Source organism: Desulfovibrio sp. Huiquan2017 (genome assembly GCF_017351175.1).
GTDB lineage: Bacteria > Desulfobacterota > Desulfovibrionia > Desulfovibrionales > Desulfovibrionaceae > Pseudodesulfovibrio.
Genome location: NZ_JAFMPN010000004.1, coordinates 218,795 through 239,474, shown reverse-complemented (window position 1 = coordinate 239,474; position 20,680 = coordinate 218,795). Strand labels below are relative to the sequence as shown.

Below are 20,680 nucleotides of genomic sequence, written 5' to 3'. Positions count from 1 at the left end.
AATCGGGCCGGGGAATGGTCGCGCCTTGATTCCGGAGCCCGGCGGCGGATCGTTTGCCTTTCCCTGCCATCTTCGTGTAGCGTGCGGGCGTCACAAGGAAAATCCCCGCGTGCCGGATGCCGACGGCGGGGGAAGGAGCATTCCATGAGCAGGATTTTCATAGCGGGTGCGGCCGGAAACGTAGGCTCGGCCCTGATCGATACATTTCCCGACAAGACGATGCTGGTGCCCGGCGCGCAAGGGCCGGAGCAGGCGGAAGCCCTGGCGGCCCGGGGCCTGGAAGCGCGGGTTTTCGATTCCGCGGACAAGGATTCCATGGTTGCGGCCATGGCCGGTTGCGACCGGCTGTTCTTGGCCGTGCCCCTGCACGAGAAAATGGCCCGGTTCGGACGGTTGGCGGTGGATGCGGCCAAGGAAGCGGGTATCGGCTACATTGTCTGCGTGAGCGCTTACGGCGCGTCCTCCGACGCCCATTGGCGGCTGGGCCGGGAGCACGGCATGGTCGATCAGTTCGTGGAGGATTCCAAGATTCCGTTCACCGTGCTGCGGGCCAATTCCTTCATGCAGAATTTCAGCACCGTGCTCGCGCCCATGGTCCGGTCCGGGGTCATCGAGCTGCCCGAGGAAGAATACAAGGTCAGTTACATCGACGCGCGCGACGTCGCGGCCTGTGCCGTCCGGCTGTTCAACGACAACGAAGGCTACACGGACGCCTTTTACGCCCTGACCGGCCCCCGGGGCCTGACCCTTGCGGACGTGGCCGCAACCATCGCCGAGGCCGCCGGGATCGAAGTGCGCTACGCTCCGGCGGACGAGGACGCCTATATCAAGAGCCTGGACGCGGCGGGCGTGCCCGAGTGGGACCGCAACATGCTGGTTTCCCTGAGCCGGGTGATCAAGCTCGGCATGATGGGCAACGTGACCCAGGCCGTGGAATATCTGACCGGCACGCCCGCGCGGCCCTTCGAGGATTTCGCCCTCGAACACGTGGACGCCTGGAGATAGTGTGGGCAAGGGGCGTGAGGAATTGCTGCGGGTTATCCGGACCATCTCGGCGGGTGGCCCGGCCGACGGCATCCATGCCTTGACCGGGCCGGAGTACGATCCCGAAACCCAGGAACTGGCCGAGGCCGTGGCCGTCATGCTGGCCAAGATCGAGGCCCGCGAGGATCGGCTGGAGGAGCTCTTGGCCAAGATCCGGCGGGACACCGTGAACACCATCACGGCCGTGGCCCATGCCCTGGGGACGCGCGACGCCTACACCGAGGGGCACGGCGAACGCGTGGGGGTCTATGCCCGCCGCCTGGCCCAGCGGCTCGGCCTGCCCACCGACGAGGTGGAACGCATCCGCATCGCCGGAACCCTGCACGACATCGGCAAGATCGGCTTCAGCGACCGCATTTTCTCCAGCGACGACACCCCGCTGACCCGGGAGATGGTGGACGAGATCCACCGCCATCCCGAATGGGGCCGCGATATCCTGAAGAATCTCGACTTTCTCGGCCCGGCCCTGGAATACGTCTACGCCCACCATGAACTCATGGACGGCTCCGGCTATCCGCGCGGCCTTTCGGGCGCGGCCATCCCGCTGGGCGCGCGCATCCTCTGCGTGGTCGATTATTTCGACGCCATGACCACGGACCGTCCCTATCAGCGGGGGCGTTCGGCCCAGGCGGCCTTCAACACCCTGCGTAGGCTTGCCGGGACCGCGTTGGACCCGGATCTGGTGGAGGCCTTCATCCTCGAAGTGGAGGAAGGCGGCACGGAGGGCGCGGCATGACCGAGACCCAGGAACAAAAGGTCGCCCGGGTCCTGCTGGACCGCATCGAGCTGGTTCCCCCCGATCCGGCCTGGCCCCGCCTGTTCACGGAGGAAAAGGCCCGCCTGCTCGCCTGCCTGCCCCAGGGGCTTGTCGTGTGCGTGGAGCACTTCGGCAGCACCTCGATCCCCGGCATATGGGCCAAACCCGTTGTGGACATGCTCGTGGAGGTCTCGGACCTGGACCGGGCCAGGGAAGAGGCCATGCCCATTCTGGAAGCACTCGGTTACGACGCCTTCTGGCGGCCTCAACCCCAGGGGGCGACTCCGCCGCATTATCCCTGGTTCATCCGGCGCGGCCCAGGTGGGGAGCGCACCCACCATATCCACATGACCGTGGCCGACTCCACTTTGTGGGAGGGGCTGGCTTTCCGCGATTATCTTCGCGCTTACCCGGACGCGGCGGTGGACTATGAGCGGCTCAAGCGGGATCTGCTCGTCCGGCATCCCGGCGACCGCGTGGCCTACACCTGGGGCAAATCCGACTTCGTGCGCGAGATAGCGGCCAGGGCCGCCGAGCATTGACGGCAAGATCGTGCAAGACCGGCCGCCCTTCGGCGGCCTATCCTCCTTGGAAACCAAAGGAGGCATCATGCAACTCTTCTCGCTGTTCGATACCGGAATCGTGACCGCCGAGGGCGCGTCCGCGTCCGCCGCCGATCTGCCCTGGAACCAACACCCGAGCTTCGCCGGGGTGGCCCTCAAGCACCTGATCACCGGAGCCGAGACCGGCGGCCGGTTCAGTGCGCATCTGGTCCGTCTTGAACCCGGCGCGGAAATCGGCGACCATGTCCATGAAAACAGTTGGGAATTGCACGAAGTGGCCGAGGGGAGCGGGGAGTGCCTGCTCCTGGGACGGCGTATTCCCTATGCGCCCGGCGGGATGGCGATCCTGCCGGAAAAGGCCGTGCACCGGGTGCGGGCCGGGCGGGACGGCCTCTGCCTGCTGGCCAAATTCGTGCCCGCGCTGCTCTGATCCGGATGATTCATGGCATACGAACGGACGCGATATCATGAAATTCCCGGCCTGGACGGGGTCGGTGTGGTCCGCCATGCGGGCGCGCCCCCGACCACTGCGCGCCACGCCCACCGATCCGTGTGCGTGGGCGCGGTCCTGGCCGGGAGCCGGAGGGTGGAAGCCCCGGGCGGGAGCTGCGAGGCCGGGGCCGGACAGGTCCTGATCGTGCCCGCCGGACTGTCCCACTCCTGCCCGGACGCGGGCGAGAGCGAATACGTCATGGTCAGCCTCGCGCCTGCCTGCTTCGAGGCCGCCGGACTGATCCCGCGCCTTCCCTCGGACCGGCCCGTCGTGGCGGACGACCCCACCCGTTTGGGGGATGTGCTCCGGCTGGCCGATCTGGCTGGAAGCGGGGCCTCGTCCCTGGAGCGGCAGGCGGCCCTGCTCGCGGTCATGGAGCCTTTGTGCCGTGGCGGAGAGCCGTCAGCTGCGGGTGCCGGTATCGCCGAATGCCCGGGGGCGGACCGCATCGCCGAGGTTCGCCGCCGTCTGGAATCCGCCTGTGCCGAGGACGTGCACCTCGAGGCCCTGGCCGCCCTGGCCGGATGCAGCCCGTGCCGCCTGAATCGGATGTTCGCCCGGGCCGTGGGCATGCCGCCGCACGAGTACCAGATCCTGCAACGGGTCCGCCTGGCCAAGGCCTGCATCCGCCGGGGAGCGGGGTTGGCCGAGAGCGCGGCCGAGGCCGGGTTTTCAGACCAGAGCCACATGACCCGCTGTTTTCACAGGATCATGGGCATGACGCCGGGCGTTTTCGCCGCAGGAGTGCGGGCCCCGAAAAAAAGTTGAAACCCTCGCATGTCTTTGTTCAGCGGAGACGGTGGGTTGCCCGCAACACCGCTTGCCGCCCGAAATTCCCCACACGATTATCGTTGACTTTTGGGGTCAGACCCTTACGTTTTGCACCGGAGAGACGTTATCCGATGAAGTTTGTTTTGATCCTTGCCGGCCTTTTCGTGATCCTCATGCCCGACCAGGCCCTGGCCTGGGGGCCGGGGGTGCACTTGGCCTTGGGCAACGCCGTGTTGGCCAATCTCGGCTGTCTGCCGCCGTTGCTGGCCGCGATCCTGTCGCGCCACCGCGAGGCTTTTCTCTACGGCTCCCTGTCCGCCGACATCTTTATCGGCAAGGGCACCCGGATCAAGCCCGGCCACAGCCATAACTGGGTGACCGGCTTCAAGCTCCTCAAGTCCGCTCCGGACCCGTGCGTCGCGGCTTACGCCTATGGCTACCTGACCCATCTGGCCGCCGATGTGGTCGCCCACAATTATTTCGTGCCCAACGCCCTGGCCGCCCTCAAATCCGGCTCCAACCTGTCCCACGTCTACGTGGAAGCCCAGGCCGACCGCCGTTTCCGGACCGAACAGGAGACCGCGCTCAACCTCTTGCGCATGCCCAATCGCGTCCAGGACGACTCCCTGCTCATGGCCATGGACCGCCGCCGCTTGCCTTTCCTGGTCAAGAAGCAATTGCTCAAGGGCAGCCTTTCCGTGACCGGCCGCAAATCCTGGACCGGCTCCCTGCGCCTGGCCGAGCGGCTACTTCACTCCTCCCGGGTCAACCGCCAGCTTGACGACATGTTTTCCCTGTCCGAAAACCTGGTCTTCGATTTCCTGTGCGGCCCGGACCGCTCCCCGGCCGTGGCCTTCGATCCCATCGGCAGCGGCAACCTGCGCCGCGTGCGCGACATGCGCCTGAACCGCCGTGGCATGCAGCCGTTCGTCCCGGACGATTCCCTGCTGGCCATCCCGCGCCCGGCCGTGGACCTGAGCGGGACCGCTCTGGCCCGAGTCGGGAGCTGACCCGCCGGCCATCTCCTCACGTTTTCTTTCTTCGGCCGTTTTGTTATAGTGGAAATCTCGCGGCGCGATTCCCGGCCGCGACAACGAATGGCTGCTCCCATGCTTAAACGCGTTACCTTCCTGATTCCCCCCGTCATAGGCCTCATGGTAGGCGTCATGGTGTACGTCGGCTATCGCGCGGACCAGGACAATCACGCCCAGAAGGTTCGGGCCCGGGTGGTCCAGACCCTCAACGAGGCCAAGGGAAATCTGGACGCCGCCATCGGCTCGGGCATCCACTTGGCCAGTGCCCTGGAGGCCTTCCTCAAGGTCAATCCGGAGCTCAGTCAGGACCAGTTCGAGGTCATGGCCGACGCCCTGTTGGTCAACATGCCCGCCGTGCGCTCCATCCAATTGGCCAAGGGGGGGATGCTCTCGCACGCCTATCCGCCTTGGAGCGCGGGCAAGGGGTTCGGGCATCCCCTGGTCCAAAACGCTCCCGTGGCCTTGCGAAGCTTGATCGAGCGAGCCAGGGCCACCGGGCAGCGGCAGATTCTGGCACAGGACGAGCATTCCCGCGCATCCGACGAACTCATCATCCTGGCTCCGGTTTTCCTGTCCGGCAGGACGGGCCAGGCGAGCTACTGGGGCTTGATCAGCGTTCATTTCGACGGTCCCGCGCTGTTTCACGGCATGGGCATCGGCGTGCCCGGCGACGTGCTCCTGGCCCTGCGCCGCAGGACCTTTGCGGAGGGCCGCGATCCCATGCTCGCCGGCGATTCCGTGGTTTTCAACATGGCCCCGGTCGTCCGCACCATTCAGGTGCCTTCTGGCGACTGGATCCTGGGCGCGGCCCCGAGCGGCGGCTGGGGCGGGTCCCCGCACCAAAACTATATTCTCGGCCTCGGGCTGCTGGCCATGATCCTCATTCCGGCCTTACTTTGGGCGGTGGCCGTCATCATCCTGGGCCGACTCAAGGACCGCGAGCGTTACTACCAGCTCGTGCACAGCGCCAAGTCCATTATCATCCGCATCGACATGGACGGCGATATCGTCTTCTGCAACGAGTACGCCGCGGATTTCTACGGCTACGAGCCGGGCGAGCTTCTCGGCAAACCCCTGGTCGGCACCCTGGTCCCGCGCAGGAGCCTCGAAGGCCGCTCCGTGCGCCGTTACCTCAATCGGCTGCTCATGAATCCCTCGGCCCATCCGTTCAACGAGGCCATGAACGTGCGCAAGAACGGCGAAATCGTTTGGGTGGCCTGGGCCAATGACTCGGTATGCTCCAAGGACGGGACCATCCTGGGCCTGCTCTGCGTGGGCACGGACATCACCGACCGCAAGCTCATGGAAGAGGCCCTGCGCCAGCGCGAAAAGCAATACCGCCTGCTGGCCGAAAACGTCACCGACATCATCTGGGGGCTGGACGCGGACTATCGGTTCACCTACGTCAGCCCCTCGGACGAGGCCGTGCGCGGCTTCAAACGGTCCGAGGTCCTCGGCCGCCATATCCAGGATTTTCTCGCCCCGGCCTCCAGGGCCCGCTTTACGGATTCCCTCCGCGTGCTCGACGATATGGACGAAAGCCGGGAGCACCTCACCTCGGTCACCGAAGATCTCGAATTCATCTGCGCCGACGGGTCCTCGGTCTGGCTTGAATCCCATCTCGGCATTCTCTTTTCCGAGGAGGGCGAACGCATCGGTCTGCAAGGCGTCAGCCGTGACATCTCCGACCGCAAACTGGCCGAGGCCCTGCGCGAGGATGTGGAACGCATGGCCCGCCACGATCTCAAGACCCCGCTCGGCGCGGTCATCGGCCTGCCCGAGGAAATCCGTCGGCGCGGCAATCTCGACGGACCCCAGGAAGCCATGCTCGCCACCATCGAAAATGCGGGCGCGGCCATGCTCGAACTCATCAACCGCTCTCTCGACCTCTACAAGATGGAATGCGGCACCTACGTCCTGGACCGGACCGCCGTGGATGTCCTGGACGTTCTTGAGCTGATCAAGGCCGAATCCCTGCCCACCCTCAGCGAAAAGGGTATCAGCGTGGGCATCGAGGTGCGCGGCGGGCAGATGGACGGCGCTCTGCCCGTGTCCGCCGATGCCGAACTCTTCCGCTCCATGCTCTGCAATCTCTTCGCCAACGCCCTTGAAGCCTCTCCCGAAAACGGGTCCGTATCCATCCTCTTGGACAAGAACGACGGCCTGACCATCATCATCCGCAACCAGGGCGAAGTCCCCCTGTCCGTGCGCGAAACCTTCTTCGACAAGTATTCCACCTCCAGCCCCTCGCGCGGCTCCGGGCTCGGCACCTACTCGGCCCGGCTCATCGCCCGCACCCACGGCGGCGACATCACCGTCGAGACCGACGTCCCCGGCGAGACCAGCGTCGTCGTCACCTTGCCCCAATAGGGGAGCGCTGTCGGGGAGAAGGCCTTTCCGCACGGTTTTTCCGGGCCTTCCGTCCTTACGCGGCCGAAAGTCCCCTTGGATAAAATGCACGGCTCCTGCAATCTCGAAAGGATGGTTGCATGGCGCGGAGAAGGGTTGGGGCGGAGAGGGAAAAACGTTTTCGAAGAGGCGCAAGAGGCCCGCTCCGGATTGCCGGAGCGGGCCTCTTGTCCGAGTGTGAGCGGGCGGAGGTGTTAGTCCTGGATCTTGTGCAGAAGCCAGGCCATGTTGTCACCGAGGATGTCCATGGTCAGCATGCCTTCTTCGTCCTTGAGCACCTCGCCTTTTTCTCGGCCGAAGCCCATGTTCCAGTAGCGGGAGCCGGGGACGATCATCTGCTGGCTGGAGAAGAAGGCGTTGATGGTGTTGAAGGTCTGCATGGCCCCGCCGCGCCGGGCGGTGACGATGGCTGCGCCGACCTTGCGGGCGTACATGGAGTCGTTGACCATGCCGACCATGCCCGCGCGGTCGATGAGGGCGCTCATTTCGGTGGTGATGGTCGCGAAGTAGGTGGGCGAGGCGAGCAGGATGCCGTCGGCGGCTTCCATGGCCTCGATACATTCATTGAGGAAGTCGTCCTTGACGGCGCAGCGGCGGTCCTTTTTCTCCGCGCATTTGTAGCAGGCGATGCAACCGTGCATTTTCTTGCCCGCCAGCTCGATCATCTCGGTCTCGATGCCCTGGGCCTCGAGTTTGGCCAGGACGCGTTTGATCATCTCGGCGGTATTGCCACCCTTCCGGGCGGAGCCGTTGAATGCGACAACTTTCATGGGACGCTCCTAATAGGTGTTGTAGTGGATTCGGTCCGGATTGAAGCGGCTTTCGGATTTGGGTTGCTGTGCGGGCCAGCCGATGGGGGCGAAGCCAAGGGGCATGACGTGGTCCGGGATGTTGAACATGGCCCGATAGCCGGCCACCCGGTCCTCCTTGGGATAGATGCCGGTCCAGACCGCGCCCAGGCCCAGGGCGTGTACGGCCAGGAGCAGGTTTTCCATGGCTGCGGCGCAGTCCTGGACCCAGTAGCCCGGGAACTTCTCCTTGGACAGATCGCCGCAGACGATGATGCCCAACTGGGCCTGCCGGACCATCTGGACGTAGGGGTGCAGGTCCACCATGGCGTCGAGCCGGGTCCGTTCGTTGACCACGATGAACTGCCACGGCTGGCCGTTGCCCGCGCTGGGGGCCATCATGGCCGCGTCAAGGATCTGCTTGACCATCTCGTCGGGGACGGGCTTGTTTTCAAATTTGCGTACGCTGCGCCGGGTGCACAGGGCTTCCATAGTATCCATATTCAACCTCCTGGTTGGGAGTGCGGAGCACTTGTTTACCTTGTTCATGTTCTCTGCTAACGGAGAGAAAAGATCAAGTACGCACTTCAAAGTTCTATAGTAACCCAAAAGATACCAGCAGGCCGAAGACGCTCCGGGAGGGGCGCTTGCGGATCGGGAGAAAAGTTATGGCCGAGGCGTGTCCTCTGAAGGTTTGCGGCGACAAGAAGTATTATTGCAGCATGGAGTTGACCTTGCAGGTCATCGGCGGCAAGTGGAAGCCGCTCATCATCCATCGGCTGGGAAACGAGGGAACTATGCGTTTCAGCGAGGTCAGGCGATCCATCCCGAACATCACCCAGAAGATGCTCACCCAGCAATTGCGCGAGCTGGAGGCGGACGGCGTGGTCCGGCGCGAGGTCTACGCCCAGGTTCCGCCCAAGGTGGAGTATTCCCTGACCGAACTGGGGGAGAGCATCATGCCGGTCATCGGCAGTCTGTGCCGTTGGGGCGAGGTCTATGCCGAATGGTATGCCCGGCAACAACCCGACGCGGCCGAAGCCGTCTAGCTGCCGGGCTTTCCATGATTTTCTTTTCACCCGGGGGAGCCTGCGTTAGGCTCGGGGCAAAAAGGGGGGGGAATGACGAGTACTTCCGAAGGCGATGAGGGAGACGGTCGGCGTTCGGCGGTTTTCGATCCGGTGATGGCCAGTGCGGAGATGGGGCTGACCCCGGAGGAATTCGCGCTGTTGCTGCCCAAGGCGGCCATGGAGATCCGCTTGCGCCTGGAAGGCGTCCGGCGGGCCTTGGCGGACGGTGATTTTCCCGCCGTGGCCTTGCATAGCCATACCGTTAAGAGCGTGGGGGCGAGCCTTGGGGCCGATGCCGTTCGCCGGGCCGCGTACGAACTCGAATGTTGCGCCCGGGGCGGGGGCGAGATCCTTTGTCCCGAACTGCTGACCGAACTGGAACGACGCTCCGACGATCTGCTGGCCGAACTGGACCGGGCGTAAAACCTTGTCCCCGACCGGCCGTTTTGCAGAAGACAACGGAAAGGCCCGCTCCGTCCTGGTTTGGACGGGGCGGGCCTTTTGCTTCGTGCGGCGTGGATCAGCCCCGGCAGTTGTGTTTCATGCTGGTGCCTTCCACAACGAAGACCACGGTCTCGGCCACGTTGGTGGACAGGTCGCCGATGCGTTCCAGGTGGCGCGCGCCGATGATGGCGTGCACGCCCCGTTCCACGATGCGCGACTCGGTGACCATGTCGGCGACCATCTGGCGGAGAATGGCGATGGTCAGGTCGTCGGCCTTGTCGTCCATGCGGCAGATCTGCCCGGCCAGGGAGACGTCGTCGTCCACGTAGGCCTTGAGCGCCTCGGAGAGCATCTTCTTGACCGTATTGGCCAGGTCTTCCATCTTGGGGTTGTGGGGCATGGGCGGCCGGGTGGACAGGAAGATGGCCCTGTGGGCCAGGTTTACCGCCTCGTCGCCGAGCCGCTCCAGGTTCACCGTGATGCGCTGCGCACCGACGATGGTGCGCAGGTCCACGGCCATGGGCTGGTCCAGGGCGAGCAGCTCCAGGCTGAAGTTGTCGATCTCGTCTTCCATCTCGTTGATGGTTTCGTCGCCGACGATGACCGCTTCGGCCAGGTCGGCGTCGTTTTCGAGGTAGGCCCGGATCGCCTTGTGCACGGCCGACTCGGACAGGGCCGCCATGCGCAGGACCATGACCTTGAGGTCCTCTAGTTTTTTGGAAAAATGTGCGCGTTGTTCCATGATGCGTTGCGTCCTTTGCTGTTCAGCTTAACCGAAACGGCCCGTGATGTAATCTTCCGTCTGTTTGTTGGCGGGGTTGGTGAACATGGTCTTGGTGTCGTCCACCTCGATCAGCTTGCCCATGTAGAAGAAGGCGGTTCGGTCGGACACGCGGGCCGCCTGCTGCATGGAGTGGGTGACGATGATGATCGTGAACTCCTTCTTGAGTTCGTGGATGAGGTCCTCGATCTTCTGGGTGGCGATGGGGTCCAGCGCCGAGGCGGGCTCGTCCATGAGCAGGACCTCGGGCTCCACGGCCAGGGCGCGGGCGATGCACAGCCTCTGCTGCTGGCCGCCGGACAGCCCCAGCGCCGAGGTGTGCAGCCGGTCCTTGACCTCGTCCCACAGGGCCGCGCCCTGGAGGCTCTCCTCCACCTTCTGCTCCATGAATTGCTTGTCTTTGACTCCGTTGACGCGCAGTCCGTAGGCCACGTTTTCGAATATGGTCTTGGGGAAGGGGTTGGGCTTCTGGAAGACCATGCCGATGCGTCGGCGCAGGGAGACCACATCCAGGCCCGGGGCATAGATGTCCTGGCCGTCGAGGGTCATTTTGCCATCGACCCGGGTACCGGGGATGAGGTCGTTCATGCGATTGATGCAGCGAAGATACGTGGACTTGCCGCACCCGGACGGCCCGATGAGCGCGGTGACCTTGTTGGACTCGAAGTCGATGCTGATGTCTTCCAGGGCCTTGAAGTCGCCGTAGTGGAAATCAAGGCTGGAGGAAGACACCTTGATGGTCTTCGTCATTGTTCATGCTCCGTGGCAATTGAAAAGATGTGTTCCGCCAGCGGCGCAACGCATCACGAGTAACCCGGTGGAGTTACGAGACAATGACTCGTTTGTGACAATTGCGTCACAGGGTGGGGGTGCTAGGGCAGGGGGACCAGGACGTGGAGTTCGTCCCCGGCCTTCTTGATGTCCGGCATGACCGGCTTTTTCGGCGGCGTGCGGAAGTGCACGACCATACGGAAGTGGTCCGGGTGTTCGCCCAGGACCAGATGCTTGACCGCGCCCTCCGAGCGCAAGACGTTGACGCCCCGGTAGCGCCACGGGCCCAGGATATCCACCACCAGCCGCCGGGGATTTTCCAGGCGTATGACCGCGGTCTGGCCCACGGCGCGGTCGGCGACCACCTGGATGCTGAAGCCCTGGGCGGTTTCATCCAAGACCACGGAGCGGATCGTCCCCGCGCCCGCGACCGGAGCCATGGCCGGGATCTCCGCCGTGTTGGCGGCCTCGGCCGCCGGTTCGGGACCGGCCGTATCGGCGGGGGATTCGGGGGCGGGCGCCGTGGCCTGGTCGGCGGATGTCGGTTGTTCGGGGGCGGTCGCGGCTTCCGGCTGGTCGGCGGTGGATTCGGCGGGGGCTTCGGTGCCGTCGGGCAGGACGATGGGCAGGACCGTGAAGTCCACATCCATGCGCACCTCGTGGCGCACCGTTTCTTCAGCCGTGGCCGGGCGGATGGACAGGACCGCGACGGCGAGCCCGGCCATGGCGCAGGCCGCCAGGAACAGGATCCGGAGCCGGAAGTTTTTGGTCATGCGTACCCCTTGCTGAATGAAAAACTCTAGTGGGGTATACTGGAATTGTCGGCCAAAGGCAAAGCCGGAAGCGGTCAGAGGGCCTCGTAGTAGGCGGCCAGCTCGTGTGCGATGCGTTGATCCGACCAGCACGCCTCCATGAATGCGCGGCCCGCTTCGCCCGCCCGTTCGCAATAGTCGCGGTCCTTGACCAGCCGAAGCAACAGGGCGGCCAGTTCGTCCTGATTGGTGGCCGTAAGCCAGGGCAGGTCATCGGTCCCGGCGAATTTGCCGATGTGCATCCGGTTCCAGTCGTCCAGCCCCGCGATGACGGCCAGTCCCTGGGACAACCCCTCCAGGCTGGATACCCCGTAGTATCCCTGCATGTGGTCGAACAGGGCGTGGCAACGCCGTTTGCGCGCCAGGCATTCGTGGTTGGGCACATTGTCGATGAGGTCTACGGAAAGATAGATGTTGCGCCGGTTGACGTACTTGACCGCAGCCAGGAATTCTTCGGTGTTTTTCAGGTCCCTGCGGGTGGGAGAATGGCAGACCCTGAGCTGGCCCGGATCGTCGAAGCGGCCCCACATGGGCTTGAGCAGCGGGTCGTTGATGGGCACCGCGTTGGGCATCCAGCGGGCCTCGGGCAGGAGCTTGAGCAGGTCCGGGGTGGACACGAGCAGGTTGGTCCGCTTGCGTTGCCGGTATTTCTCGCGGAAGGACTCGGGGTCGGAACGAAAGTCGTGGTGACCGTGATGGTGGTGGACCACGAGCTTGCCCTTGAGGTAGTCGGCGGGCTTGAGCGGGCCGAAGGGCTGGTTTTCGTCACAGGTCATGTGGAAGTGGAAGACGTCGGCCTCGCGCATGAGGATGGCGACTTCCTCCATGCCGTCCGGGCCGAGGTCCGGGATATGCAGGTCCTTTTCCCAATCGTGTGCGTAACGGGTTTCCAGGGTGACCAGGCGGGCCGAGTGTCCTGTGTGGCGGTTGAGCGCCTTGCAGAACTGAATGGCGGTCCCGGCGGGATCATTTATGGCGAACATCAGGATGCGCATGGCCGGTGTCCTTGCTTGATAGGTGATATCCACATTGTCCAGATACTCGCCCACGGCCTTGGTCAGTTTGGCGGCCGCCGCCAACTCCCCTCGCTGCCCGGCGTTTTCTATGGCCGCCCCCAGTTCGGACAGCCGGGGTAATCCGTAGGAACCGCCGCTCCCCTTGAGAATATGTCCCTGCCGCGCCACCGCCGCGTAATCGCCCGCCGCCACGGCCATCCGGAGTTTTTCGAGCCCGACGCGGCGCAGCGCCAGGTAACGGTCCATGATAGGCATGAGCTCCGGGTTGATGCGCACCGGGTATTGCGGCATGAATCTACTCCGTTTTCGATGTCCCCTGTTCCACGATTTTCAGTTCCCGGCTCCTGTCACCGCCCAGGTCGAGCCGGTCAAAATCGGACGAGTCGGGCAAGTCTAACGCGAATGAGCGTATTTCGTCCAGATGGGCGTCGGTCGAAGCGAAGGAACAGCCCAGGACGTGTCCGCCTCCGGTGCGGTCCCCGGTCAGGAAATGCCAGTGGAACCCGGGCACGTTGATGCCCTTGACAAAGTCGGGCGAGTAGAGTCCCACCAGGGTCCCGGGCCCCGAAAAGTCTGTAATCACCTGTTGTTTCGTGACCTCGGCCAACGGCGCATAGGGCGGTGTTTGCCGGGGAATGGCCCGGGTCCGCACCCGGTCGAAGGCGGCGTCGATGCGGATCGCATAGAATCGGTTCTTGCTGGGCAGACGCGCGGTCACGGCCGCGTTCAGGGCGTCGAGCCCGTGGATTGCGGGCAGGGCCAGGACGATTCCCGGCGTGAAGTGGGTTACGCAGGCGAAGGGCGTCATGGCCGCCCCGGCCGGGATGTCGGTTTGGCCTCCGGCCGCGGCGTGGTAGGCCACCCCGTCGAGGACCACCAGTTCACCGTCCAGGCCGTTCAGGGTGCCGAGGCCGAAATCGCCGTGTGTGAGCAGCCGGTCCATGGTCAGATTGCCGTCGTAGACCCCGGCCAGAAGGGCGTCGATGGTCGCGTATTGGTAGAGGGCGTCCCCGGCCGACGCCCGGACGGCCCAGGCCGTCGGGGCAAGCAGCAGGACGAGGGCCAGAAAAAAGGCGGACCATTTCGTGCGCATGGGGATTCCTAGAATTTGGCGCCTCTCGGGCCGCTGGCGCCGCTGGCCGTGAGCTGGGATTTGTTCAGCTTTTTGACCCAGACGTCGCCGGTGCTGGTGTTGAACATGAGCTTGCGGCCCTGCGGGCCGCCCACATCCTGGGCCTGGATATCCAGCCGGGCGAATTTGAGCAGTTTCTTGGCCATCTCGATATTGCGCCGGCCGATGTTGTACGAGCCCGTGGGTTCCACGTTGTTGACCGCCACGCCCTGGCCGCCGCCGAACATTTTGATACACAGTTCCCGCCGGGGCACGCCGATCTTGTCCATGGTTTCAAGCATGTTCTGCAAGGCCGTGTCCACGAAGCGGCAGATCTGCGGTTCCCCGCCCTGTGGATGGCGGGAAGTGGAACTGTCCGGCAGAAAGGCGTGGCAGATGGTTCCGATGCCCATCTTGGGCGCGTGTATGGTCACGGCCAGGCATGAGCCGAGCACAGTGGTCACCAGAGTCGGTTGTACTCCGATGAAACAGTCGCCTGTCTGTAAAAAAACCTTGGCCAGTTCCGGCCCTCGTGTGTTCATCTTTATCTCCGATTCGGGGGAGGGTCCCCCAATGCATCCAAATATAAACTGCTACATTCTTGTGCGGGAAGTCAACCGCCCGCAAGATTGCCGGACCGCCTTGTACACCAAATCCACGATATGTCCAATTTATAAAGTGGTGCATATGGAAAGACCGCCAATATTCGTGTATTCGGAAGATTGTGGAGGTATCCATGCAGGGACGGAATCGGAGAGTTCTTTCATTGTTGCTCATCATGGTGGCCCTTGTGGCTGCGGTATCCACCTACGGCACGCGCCTCTTACTCAAGACGGCCATCGTCGAGGAAAGGGTCCGGTTGCAGGAACTGGTCGAGAGCCAGGCCAGCTTGGCCGTGGAGATGGGCTGGATGGCCCATGGCGGCGGCGGGGCCCATGCGGAGGTAACCACGGAGGCCATCATCGAGCATCTCGGCCGGGCCCAGCGCGAATTCGAACTGAAGAGCCGATCCGGCCAGTTCATCGTGGCCCGGCTTGAAAATGGGAAGATCCGCTATCTGCTGATCAACGGAAGGCCGGTGCCCGCCGCCGTCCCCGCCGTCGGGGAGTCTTCGGGGAAGGCCGACCACGAGGCCCTGCGGCGGGCCCTGGCCGGGGAGAGCGGAACCCTGATTGCCCTGGACAGCCGCGGTGTCGAGACCCTGGCCGCCTACGCGCCCATGATCCTGAACCGGAACAGGTTCGGCATGGTGGCCAGGATGGACCTGGAGGAGATACGCGCTCCGTTTACCCGGGCCAACCTGACCATTTTCGGCGTGGGCCTGGGGCTGACCATGTTCTGCGCCTTCCTTTTCCTCAAGGTCAGCGAGCCGCTCATCAGCGATCTGCAGTCGAGCGAGAAGAGTTACCGCGATCTGGTCGAGGGCGCCAACAACCTGATCCTGCGCATCAACGGCCAGGGCCGGATCACCTTTGCCAACTCCTTTGCCCGGGCCTTTCTGGCGGGTCGGGACGGAGAAATTCGCGGGCGCACGCTCATGTCCTATTTCGCGGTCTCCGCCGAAGGAGAGGGGCTGGACGCGGTGGTCGAGGTCATCGGCGGCGAAGGCCGCCAGAACGAGATCCCCGTGCGCATGGCCGACGGCCGCGAAGGATACGTCTCCTGGACGGTCAAGCTGATCATGGATCAGGGCCGCCCGGCGGAGCTGCTGTGCATCGGCAACGACGCCACCCGCATCCACAAGGCCAACCAGGCCCAGAAGGAATCGGAGGAACGCTTCCGGGGGCTGGCCAAGGCCTCGCCCGTGGCCATCATCATCACCGACATCGCCGGGAATCTGCTCTACGCCAACGAGAAAATGCACGAGATGACTAAGGCCTCGGCGGTTCAGTTGGCGGGCCAGGGATGGCTGAACAATGTGTACCGCGAAGACCGCAAGCTGGTCTGGAAGCATTGGCTCGAACGGGTCGGCCCGGCCACGGACAAGGTCGAGCTCAGGCTCCTGTCCGGCAACGGGAGTTTCATCTGGGTCCTGTGGCAGGTGGTCGAGATGGGCAATACCCGAGGCAAGGCGGCCGGGAACATCCATACCTTCACGGACATCACCGGGATCAAGGAGGCCCAGTTGGCCATGAGTCGGTTGACCGCGGCCATCGACCAGGCGGCGGAGATGATCGTGATGACCGGTCTGGACGGCCTTATGACCTACGTCAACCCGGCTTTCGAGGCGGTTTCGGGTTTTTCCCGGCATGAGGCCGTGGGCCGGCCGCCCTCCATCCTGGCGAGCGGGGAGCAGCGGGCCGAGTTCTTCGACGACATGTGGCAGACCATCACCGGGGGCGAGGTTTGGAAAGGGCGCATTGTCAACCGGCGCAAGAACGGCGAACGATACACCCTGGAATCGAGTATAGGCCCCATCCGCAACCAGTCGGGCGAGCTCATCGGTTTCGTCGGCGTGGGCCGGGACATCACCCAGCAACTGGTGGTGGAATCACAGCTCAGGCAGTCCCAGAAGCTTGAGTCCATCGGCGAGTTGGCCGCGGGCATCGCCCACGAGATCAACACGCCGACCCAGTATGTGACCTCCAACCTGCAATTCCTGAGCGATTCCTGCGAGACCTACACCCAGACCATCGGGCGTTGCCGGGAACTGGTCCGGTTCGTCGAGGAGCACCCCGATCTTTTCCCGGACGAGTCATTCCGCGAGCGGGCCGGATCCGTCCTGGACGAGGAGGAGATGGCCTACCTGGCCGAGGACGTGCCGAATGCCCTGAAGGAATCCGAGGCCGGGCTCAAGCGCATTGCCGAGATCGTCCGGTCCATCAAGCAGCTGGCCCACCCCGGGGAGCTGGCCAAGGCATTCCACGACCTCAACGAGATCGTCAGGAACGCCATCACCGTGTCCACGAATGAATGGAAGTACGTGGCGGATATGGCGTTTGAGCCGGACGATTCCCTGGCCCCGGTCTTCTGCCTCAAGGGCGAGGTCGGCCAGGTGGTCCTGAATCTGATCGTCAACGCGGCCCACGCCATCGAGTCCAAGCTTCAAGGGAGCGACGGCCAGGGAACCATTTCCATCCACACGCGGTCCGAAGGGGATTTCGCGGTGTTGGAGGTCTCGGACACGGGCACGGGCATGTCCGCCGAAGTGGCGGCCAAGGCCTTCGATCCCTTCTTCACCACCAAGGAAGTGGGCAAGGGCACGGGCCAGGGGCTGGCCATCTCGCACAATGTGGTGGTCGGCATGCACGGCGGACGCATCGAAATCGAGACTGTGGAGGGTGAGGGCACGACCTTCACGGTCCGGCTGCCCTTCGAGGAGCCCCAGGAGGCCTAGCTCCCGGGTTCGCGGATACGCTCCTCGTCCATGAGCGACAGGGCGATGTCCACCACCTGAGGATCGAAGAGCGTTTCCTTGCCTTCAAGCAGATACCCGACGACCTCGTCTTTGCCCAGGCCGCGCCGGTAGGGCCGATGGGTGATGATGGCGTCGATGACGTCGGCCACGGCCAGCACCTTGGACTGGGGCAGCATTTCGTCGCCGGTGAGCCCCAGCGGATAGCCGGAGCCGTCCAGCCGTTCGTGGTGCTCCCGGATCATTCGGGCGATGGGCCAGACCACGCCCAGCCCCTTGAATATTTCGGCGCCCACTTCGGCGTGGGCCTTGATGACCGTGAATTCGGCGTCGCTCAACTCTCCCTGCTTGTTCAGCAGGTGCGAGGGCACAGCCACCTTGCCGATGTCGTGGACCATGGCGGCCAGCCGCAGCCCGGCCACGTCGTCTTCGGCCATGCCCATGCGTTCGGCGATCATCACCGCGATGTCGGCGGTCCGGTCCATGTGCCCGGAGGTGTAGGGGTCGCGGAACTCCACCAACCGGGTGAAGGCGCGCAGGGTTTGCTCGAAGCCGTCCTTCAGGCGGTGGACGATCTCCAATTTCCTTGCGTCCCGAACCATCTCGGCGTGTTCGATGCCCGCTCCGATGGCCATGGCCAGGTCGTCCGGGGCGGAGGGCTTGGTCAGGAAGCGGAAGATGGCCCCGGTGTTCACGGCCCGGATGGCGGTGTCCATGTCCGCGTAGCCGGTCAAGATCATGCGCACGGTGTCCGGGTAAAGCTCGGCCACCCGGGCGAGGAGGCTGATGCCGTCCATATCCGGCATCTTGAAGTCGGTGACCACCACAGTGAACGGGCCGTGGTCCGCCAAGACTTCGAGGGCCGCTTTACCGCCCTGGGCGGTGTGCAGGTCGAACCGGCCGCGTAAGGTCCGGCGGTGGGCGTCGAGAACCTTGGGTTCGTCGTCCACCAAGAGCACCGGGACGTTTTCGTGCGCTGCGCGTCCGGTCATCGGCTTGGAATCTCCGGCACGAGCACGGTAAAGGTCTCGGGGATGCCGACCTTTTCCGCGAACATGTGCATGCGGTCGATTTTGTCCTTGGTCAATTCAAGGCTCTTGCGCACCAGCAGGGCACCCTGCTTGGAGATCACGTCCTCGTGCAGGACCATGCCCGGCGCAAGCTCCCTGAGGGTTACGGTGCGGATGGCGTAGCGCGCCTCCACCCCGAGCATGCCTTCAAGATAGTACATGAGCTCGGGGTCGTAGGCTTCGAGATCCTTTTCCAGGCTGAGGAAGGCTTTTTGGGGGGTGCTTTCGCGCTGCCGGGCCATGTCGTAGTCCAGAGCAACCTTGAGGATGCGGCCTCCCAGCGGGATGTTTTCTTCCTTGACGTTGTCCCGGGGCGTGCCCGTGCCGTCGAACCCCTTGAGCTGATAGGCGATCATATCCGCGATGGACTGGAGCCGGGGCAGGCGGGTGACCAGACTCTGGGCGATGGCCGGGTGCATCTCCCACATCTGGACTTGCTCGGGCGAGATTTCACCGCCTTCCTCCAGGGTCTCCAGGGTGCCTGGCGGCAGGATGAGCGTGCCGAGCTGGCAGAGCATGGCCGCGATATCGTAGCGCCACAAATCCTTGGCCCCCTTCTTCTCGGCGAAGTAGCGCACGTAGCGGCGTACGCGGTTGATGCGTTCGCCCGCGTGGGGGTTGACCATGGAGGTGATCTCGCTCAAGAGGTCCACGCTTCCCTTGAGGGTCTTTTCGAGCAGGACCCGCTTGGCGGTGACCAATTCGTGCTGGCGGACCGCGTCGGCCACGTTCCGGAGCAGGTTGTCGCGTTCGCACGGCTTGGTCAGGAAGCGGAAGACGTTGCCGTCGTTGACCGCGCGGATGGCATTGTCCAGATCCGCGTAGCCGGTCAGCATGAGCCGGGTGGTGTCCGGGCTCAGATTTTTCAGCTCGTTGAGGAATTCGATGCCGTTCATGCCGGGCATGCGGTAGTCCGAGACCGCTGCCGCGTAGGGGGTGGCCTTGTCGATCCGCTTCAAGGCCTCGGCCGGATTGGCCTGGACATCGACCTCGTATTGTTCGCGCAGTTGGCGGCGCAGGGCGGAGAGGACGTTGGGCTCGTCGTCAACGAGCAGGATGCGTGGTTTCATGGCTACCCCTTGTCCAAGATCTTGTTGAGGACGTCTTCGTCGCCACAGTCGAAGGCGTCGATGTCCTGCCAGTGTTCGGTGATGTGGTCCAGCCACGCTTGCAGCCGCTTTTCCTTGAACAGTTGCGGGGCCATCGCCTCGCGGATGCTGATTCGGGCATATTCCTTGTGAAAAACCACGCAGTGGTGGTCGATGGCGTTGGCCGCAGCGATCACGTTGGGGATGTATTCGTCGGAGGGGCGGTGGTCGTGATGGTAGCCGATGGCGTGGACCACCGCATCGGACAGACCCCACAGGCCCATGAGGTAGGCGCCCACCTCGGCGTGGGTGGTGCCGAAGACCCGCTGCTCCACGACGTAGATCGGGCCGCCCTCCTTGCGAACCGTTTCCAAAACCTGTCTATACATTTCGGGAAAGTAGTTGATCAGGATGAGCTTGCCCACGTCGTGCAGCAGTCCGGCCATGCGGCAGTTGACGATGACCTGCTTTTCGGCCTTGTCGCATTCGGCGATGAGCCGGGCGATGTTGGCCACCCGGAAGCTGTGCTCCCAGAGCAGGTTCAGCTTGAGCCCGGAGAGGGCGTGGTCGTCGAAGGAGGTGAACAGGTGGGTGGACAGGATCAGCGTCTTGATGGTTTCCAGGCCGAGCATGGTAATGGCCTTGTGCATGGAGTCGATGTGCGTGGGCAGGCCGAAGAAGGGCGAGTTGACCAGCTTGAGGATCTTGGCCATGAGCCCCACGTCCTGGATGATGCTGTCGGCGATGCGCTCGATGGACGGCTCGGGCTTGGACAGTTCGTCGCGGATCTCCTGGAAGATGCGGGGAATGACCGGCAGGGCGTCGATTTCGGTGATCAGCTTGAGCATTTTGAGGTCGGTCAAGACCTCCTTGGAGCGCAGGGCGCCTTCTATGCGGGCGATGAGATCCTCGGCCGAGCACGGCTTGGAGATGTACTGGTGCACGGATCGGATGGAGCGGATGACCTCGTTCAGGTCCACCTGGCCGGACAGGGCTATGCGGATGGTTCCGGGATAGGTGTCCTTGACCCGGGTCAGCAGCTCGGCGCCATCCATTCCCGGCATCTTGATGTCCGAGACGATGACGTCGAAGGGGGCCTTCTCCTGGGCTTCAAGGGCGGCTTGGCTCGAGTTGACCAGGGTCATGTCCCAATGGTCCCTCTTGTTCCGCAGCATACGGCGCAACGCGGCGAGGACGTTGGTCTCGTCGTCCACGAAAAGCAGGCGTATCTTGTCCATGGGGCGGCGTTCCTTGTTTGGGTGCAGGGAAGTTATTTTCCCATACACCATACACGAAGCCGATC

At 63.9% G+C, this 20,680-nt stretch carries 21 protein-coding genes; 10 read left to right on the top strand and 11 right to left on the bottom strand.

The genetic code is table 11. The features are described 5' to 3' along the window. The first annotated feature begins 144 nt into the window (after positions 1-144). The 7 genes from J0909_RS04885 (at position 145) to J0909_RS04855 (ending at position 7,032) form a co-directional block, all read left to right on the top strand. Positions 145-1,005 (top strand): NmrA family NAD(P)-binding protein, encoded by an 861-nt coding sequence (locus J0909_RS04885; RefSeq protein WP_207260955.1) that lies wholly within the window; start codon positions 145-147, stop codon positions 1,003-1,005. Between the two features lies 1 nt (position 1,006). Next, positions 1,007-1,780, top strand: a complete 774-nt coding sequence (locus tag J0909_RS04880; protein ID WP_207260953.1) for an HD-GYP domain-containing protein — start codon at positions 1,007-1,009, stop codon at positions 1,778-1,780. Next, positions 1,777-2,343, top strand: a complete 567-nt coding sequence (locus J0909_RS04875) for a GrpB family protein (protein ID WP_207260951.1) — start codon at positions 1,777-1,779, stop codon at positions 2,341-2,343. Before J0909_RS04880 ends, J0909_RS04875 begins: the two co-directional genes overlap by 4 nt. Positions 2,344-2,410: 67 nt before the next feature. Next, a complete protein-coding gene (locus tag J0909_RS04870) occupies positions 2,411-2,794 on the top strand; it encodes a cupin domain-containing protein (RefSeq protein ID WP_207260950.1) in 384 nt (127 codons plus the stop codon). A gap of 12 nt (positions 2,795-2,806) precedes the next feature. Further along, positions 2,807-3,625, top strand: coding sequence for a helix-turn-helix domain-containing protein (locus J0909_RS04865; RefSeq protein ID WP_207260949.1), 819 nt, complete (start codon positions 2,807-2,809; stop codon positions 3,623-3,625). A gap of 134 nt (positions 3,626-3,759) precedes the next feature. Then, positions 3,760-4,638, top strand: coding sequence for a zinc dependent phospholipase C family protein (locus J0909_RS04860; RefSeq protein WP_207260948.1), 879 nt, complete (start codon positions 3,760-3,762; stop codon positions 4,636-4,638). 99 nt (positions 4,639-4,737) lie between these two features. Then, entirely contained in the window at positions 4,738-7,032 is a 2,295-nt protein-coding gene (locus tag J0909_RS04855) for a PAS domain S-box protein (protein ID WP_207260947.1), read from the top strand. Between the two features lie 233 nt (positions 7,033-7,265). Here J0909_RS04855 and J0909_RS04850 read toward each other — a convergent pair whose 3' ends face one another. Together J0909_RS04850 and J0909_RS04845 are read right to left on the bottom strand one after the other, a co-directional pair. After that, on the bottom strand, positions 7,266-7,841 hold the full coding sequence (locus J0909_RS04850; RefSeq protein ID WP_207260946.1) for a flavodoxin family protein: 576 nt from the start codon (positions 7,839-7,841) through the stop codon (positions 7,266-7,268). Positions 7,842-7,850: 9 nt separating this feature from the next. Beyond that, complete coding sequence (locus tag J0909_RS04845) at positions 7,851-8,360, bottom strand: nitroreductase family protein (protein ID WP_207260945.1); 510 nt, start codon at positions 8,358-8,360, stop codon at positions 7,851-7,853. 167 nt (positions 8,361-8,527) lie between these two features. On the opposite strand from J0909_RS04845, the gene J0909_RS04840 reads away from it, so the two are divergent. Together J0909_RS04840 and J0909_RS04835 are read left to right on the top strand one after the other, a co-directional pair. Beyond that, complete coding sequence (locus J0909_RS04840) at positions 8,528-8,908, top strand: winged helix-turn-helix transcriptional regulator (RefSeq protein WP_207260944.1); 381 nt, start codon at positions 8,528-8,530, stop codon at positions 8,906-8,908. Between the two features lie 72 nt (positions 8,909-8,980). Beyond that, the gene (locus J0909_RS04835; protein WP_207260943.1) at positions 8,981-9,352 is read left to right on the top strand and encodes an Hpt domain-containing protein; all 372 of its coding nucleotides are present in this window, start codon (positions 8,981-8,983) and stop codon (positions 9,350-9,352) included. A 97-nt stretch (positions 9,353-9,449) separates the two neighbouring features. On the opposite strand, the gene phoU is transcribed toward J0909_RS04835, so the two are convergent. The 6 genes from phoU to J0909_RS04800 form a co-directional block, all read right to left on the bottom strand. Next, positions 9,450-10,115, bottom strand: coding sequence for a phosphate signaling complex protein PhoU (gene phoU / locus J0909_RS04830; RefSeq protein ID WP_207260942.1), 666 nt, complete (start codon positions 10,113-10,115; stop codon positions 9,450-9,452). 27 nt (positions 10,116-10,142) lie between these two features. Then, positions 10,143-10,904 (bottom strand): phosphate ABC transporter ATP-binding protein PstB, encoded by a 762-nt coding sequence (gene pstB, locus J0909_RS04825; protein ID WP_207260941.1) that lies wholly within the window; start codon positions 10,902-10,904, stop codon positions 10,143-10,145. A gap of 122 nt (positions 10,905-11,026) precedes the next feature. Further along, positions 11,027-11,698 (bottom strand): prolipoprotein diacylglyceryl transferase, encoded by a 672-nt coding sequence (locus J0909_RS04820; protein WP_207260940.1) that lies wholly within the window; start codon positions 11,696-11,698, stop codon positions 11,027-11,029. A gap of 74 nt (positions 11,699-11,772) precedes the next feature. After that, a complete protein-coding gene (locus J0909_RS04815; protein WP_353616736.1) occupies positions 11,773-13,044 on the bottom strand; it encodes an Hpt domain-containing protein in 1,272 nt (423 codons plus the stop codon). A 4-nt stretch (positions 13,045-13,048) separates the two neighbouring features. After that, entirely contained in the window at positions 13,049-13,846 is a 798-nt protein-coding gene (gene budA / locus J0909_RS04805; protein ID WP_207260939.1) for an acetolactate decarboxylase, read from the bottom strand. Between the two features lie 8 nt (positions 13,847-13,854). Next, entirely contained in the window at positions 13,855-14,406 is a 552-nt protein-coding gene (locus J0909_RS04800; protein WP_207260937.1) for a chemotaxis protein CheD, read from the bottom strand. Between the two features lie 224 nt (positions 14,407-14,630). Here J0909_RS04800 and J0909_RS04795 point away from each other — a divergent pair, with 224 nt between their 5' ends. After that, positions 14,631-17,201 (top strand): PAS domain S-box protein, encoded by a 2,571-nt coding sequence (locus J0909_RS04795; RefSeq protein WP_286181777.1) that lies wholly within the window; start codon positions 14,631-14,633, stop codon positions 17,199-17,201. Here J0909_RS04795 and J0909_RS04790 read toward each other — a convergent pair. From J0909_RS04790 to J0909_RS04780, 3 genes are read right to left on the bottom strand one after another with little or no spacing between them, the layout of a single operon-like run. Continuing rightward, positions 17,198-18,211 carry an HD domain-containing phosphohydrolase gene (locus J0909_RS04790; protein ID WP_207260935.1) on the bottom strand — a complete coding sequence of 338 codons (1,014 nt, stop codon included), beginning with the start codon at positions 18,209-18,211 and terminating at the stop codon, positions 17,198-17,200. The two genes, J0909_RS04795 and J0909_RS04790, sit on opposite strands and share 4 nt — an antisense overlap. Beyond that, on the bottom strand, positions 18,208-19,359 hold the full coding sequence (locus J0909_RS04785) for an HD domain-containing phosphohydrolase (RefSeq protein ID WP_207260934.1): 1,152 nt from the start codon (positions 19,357-19,359) through the stop codon (positions 18,208-18,210). Before J0909_RS04785 ends, J0909_RS04790 begins: the two co-directional genes overlap by 4 nt. Positions 19,360-19,361: 2 nt before the next feature. Continuing rightward, a complete protein-coding gene (locus J0909_RS04780; RefSeq protein ID WP_207260933.1) occupies positions 19,362-20,615 on the bottom strand; it encodes a response regulator in 1,254 nt (417 codons plus the stop codon). Positions 20,616-20,680: the final 65 nt, after the last annotated feature.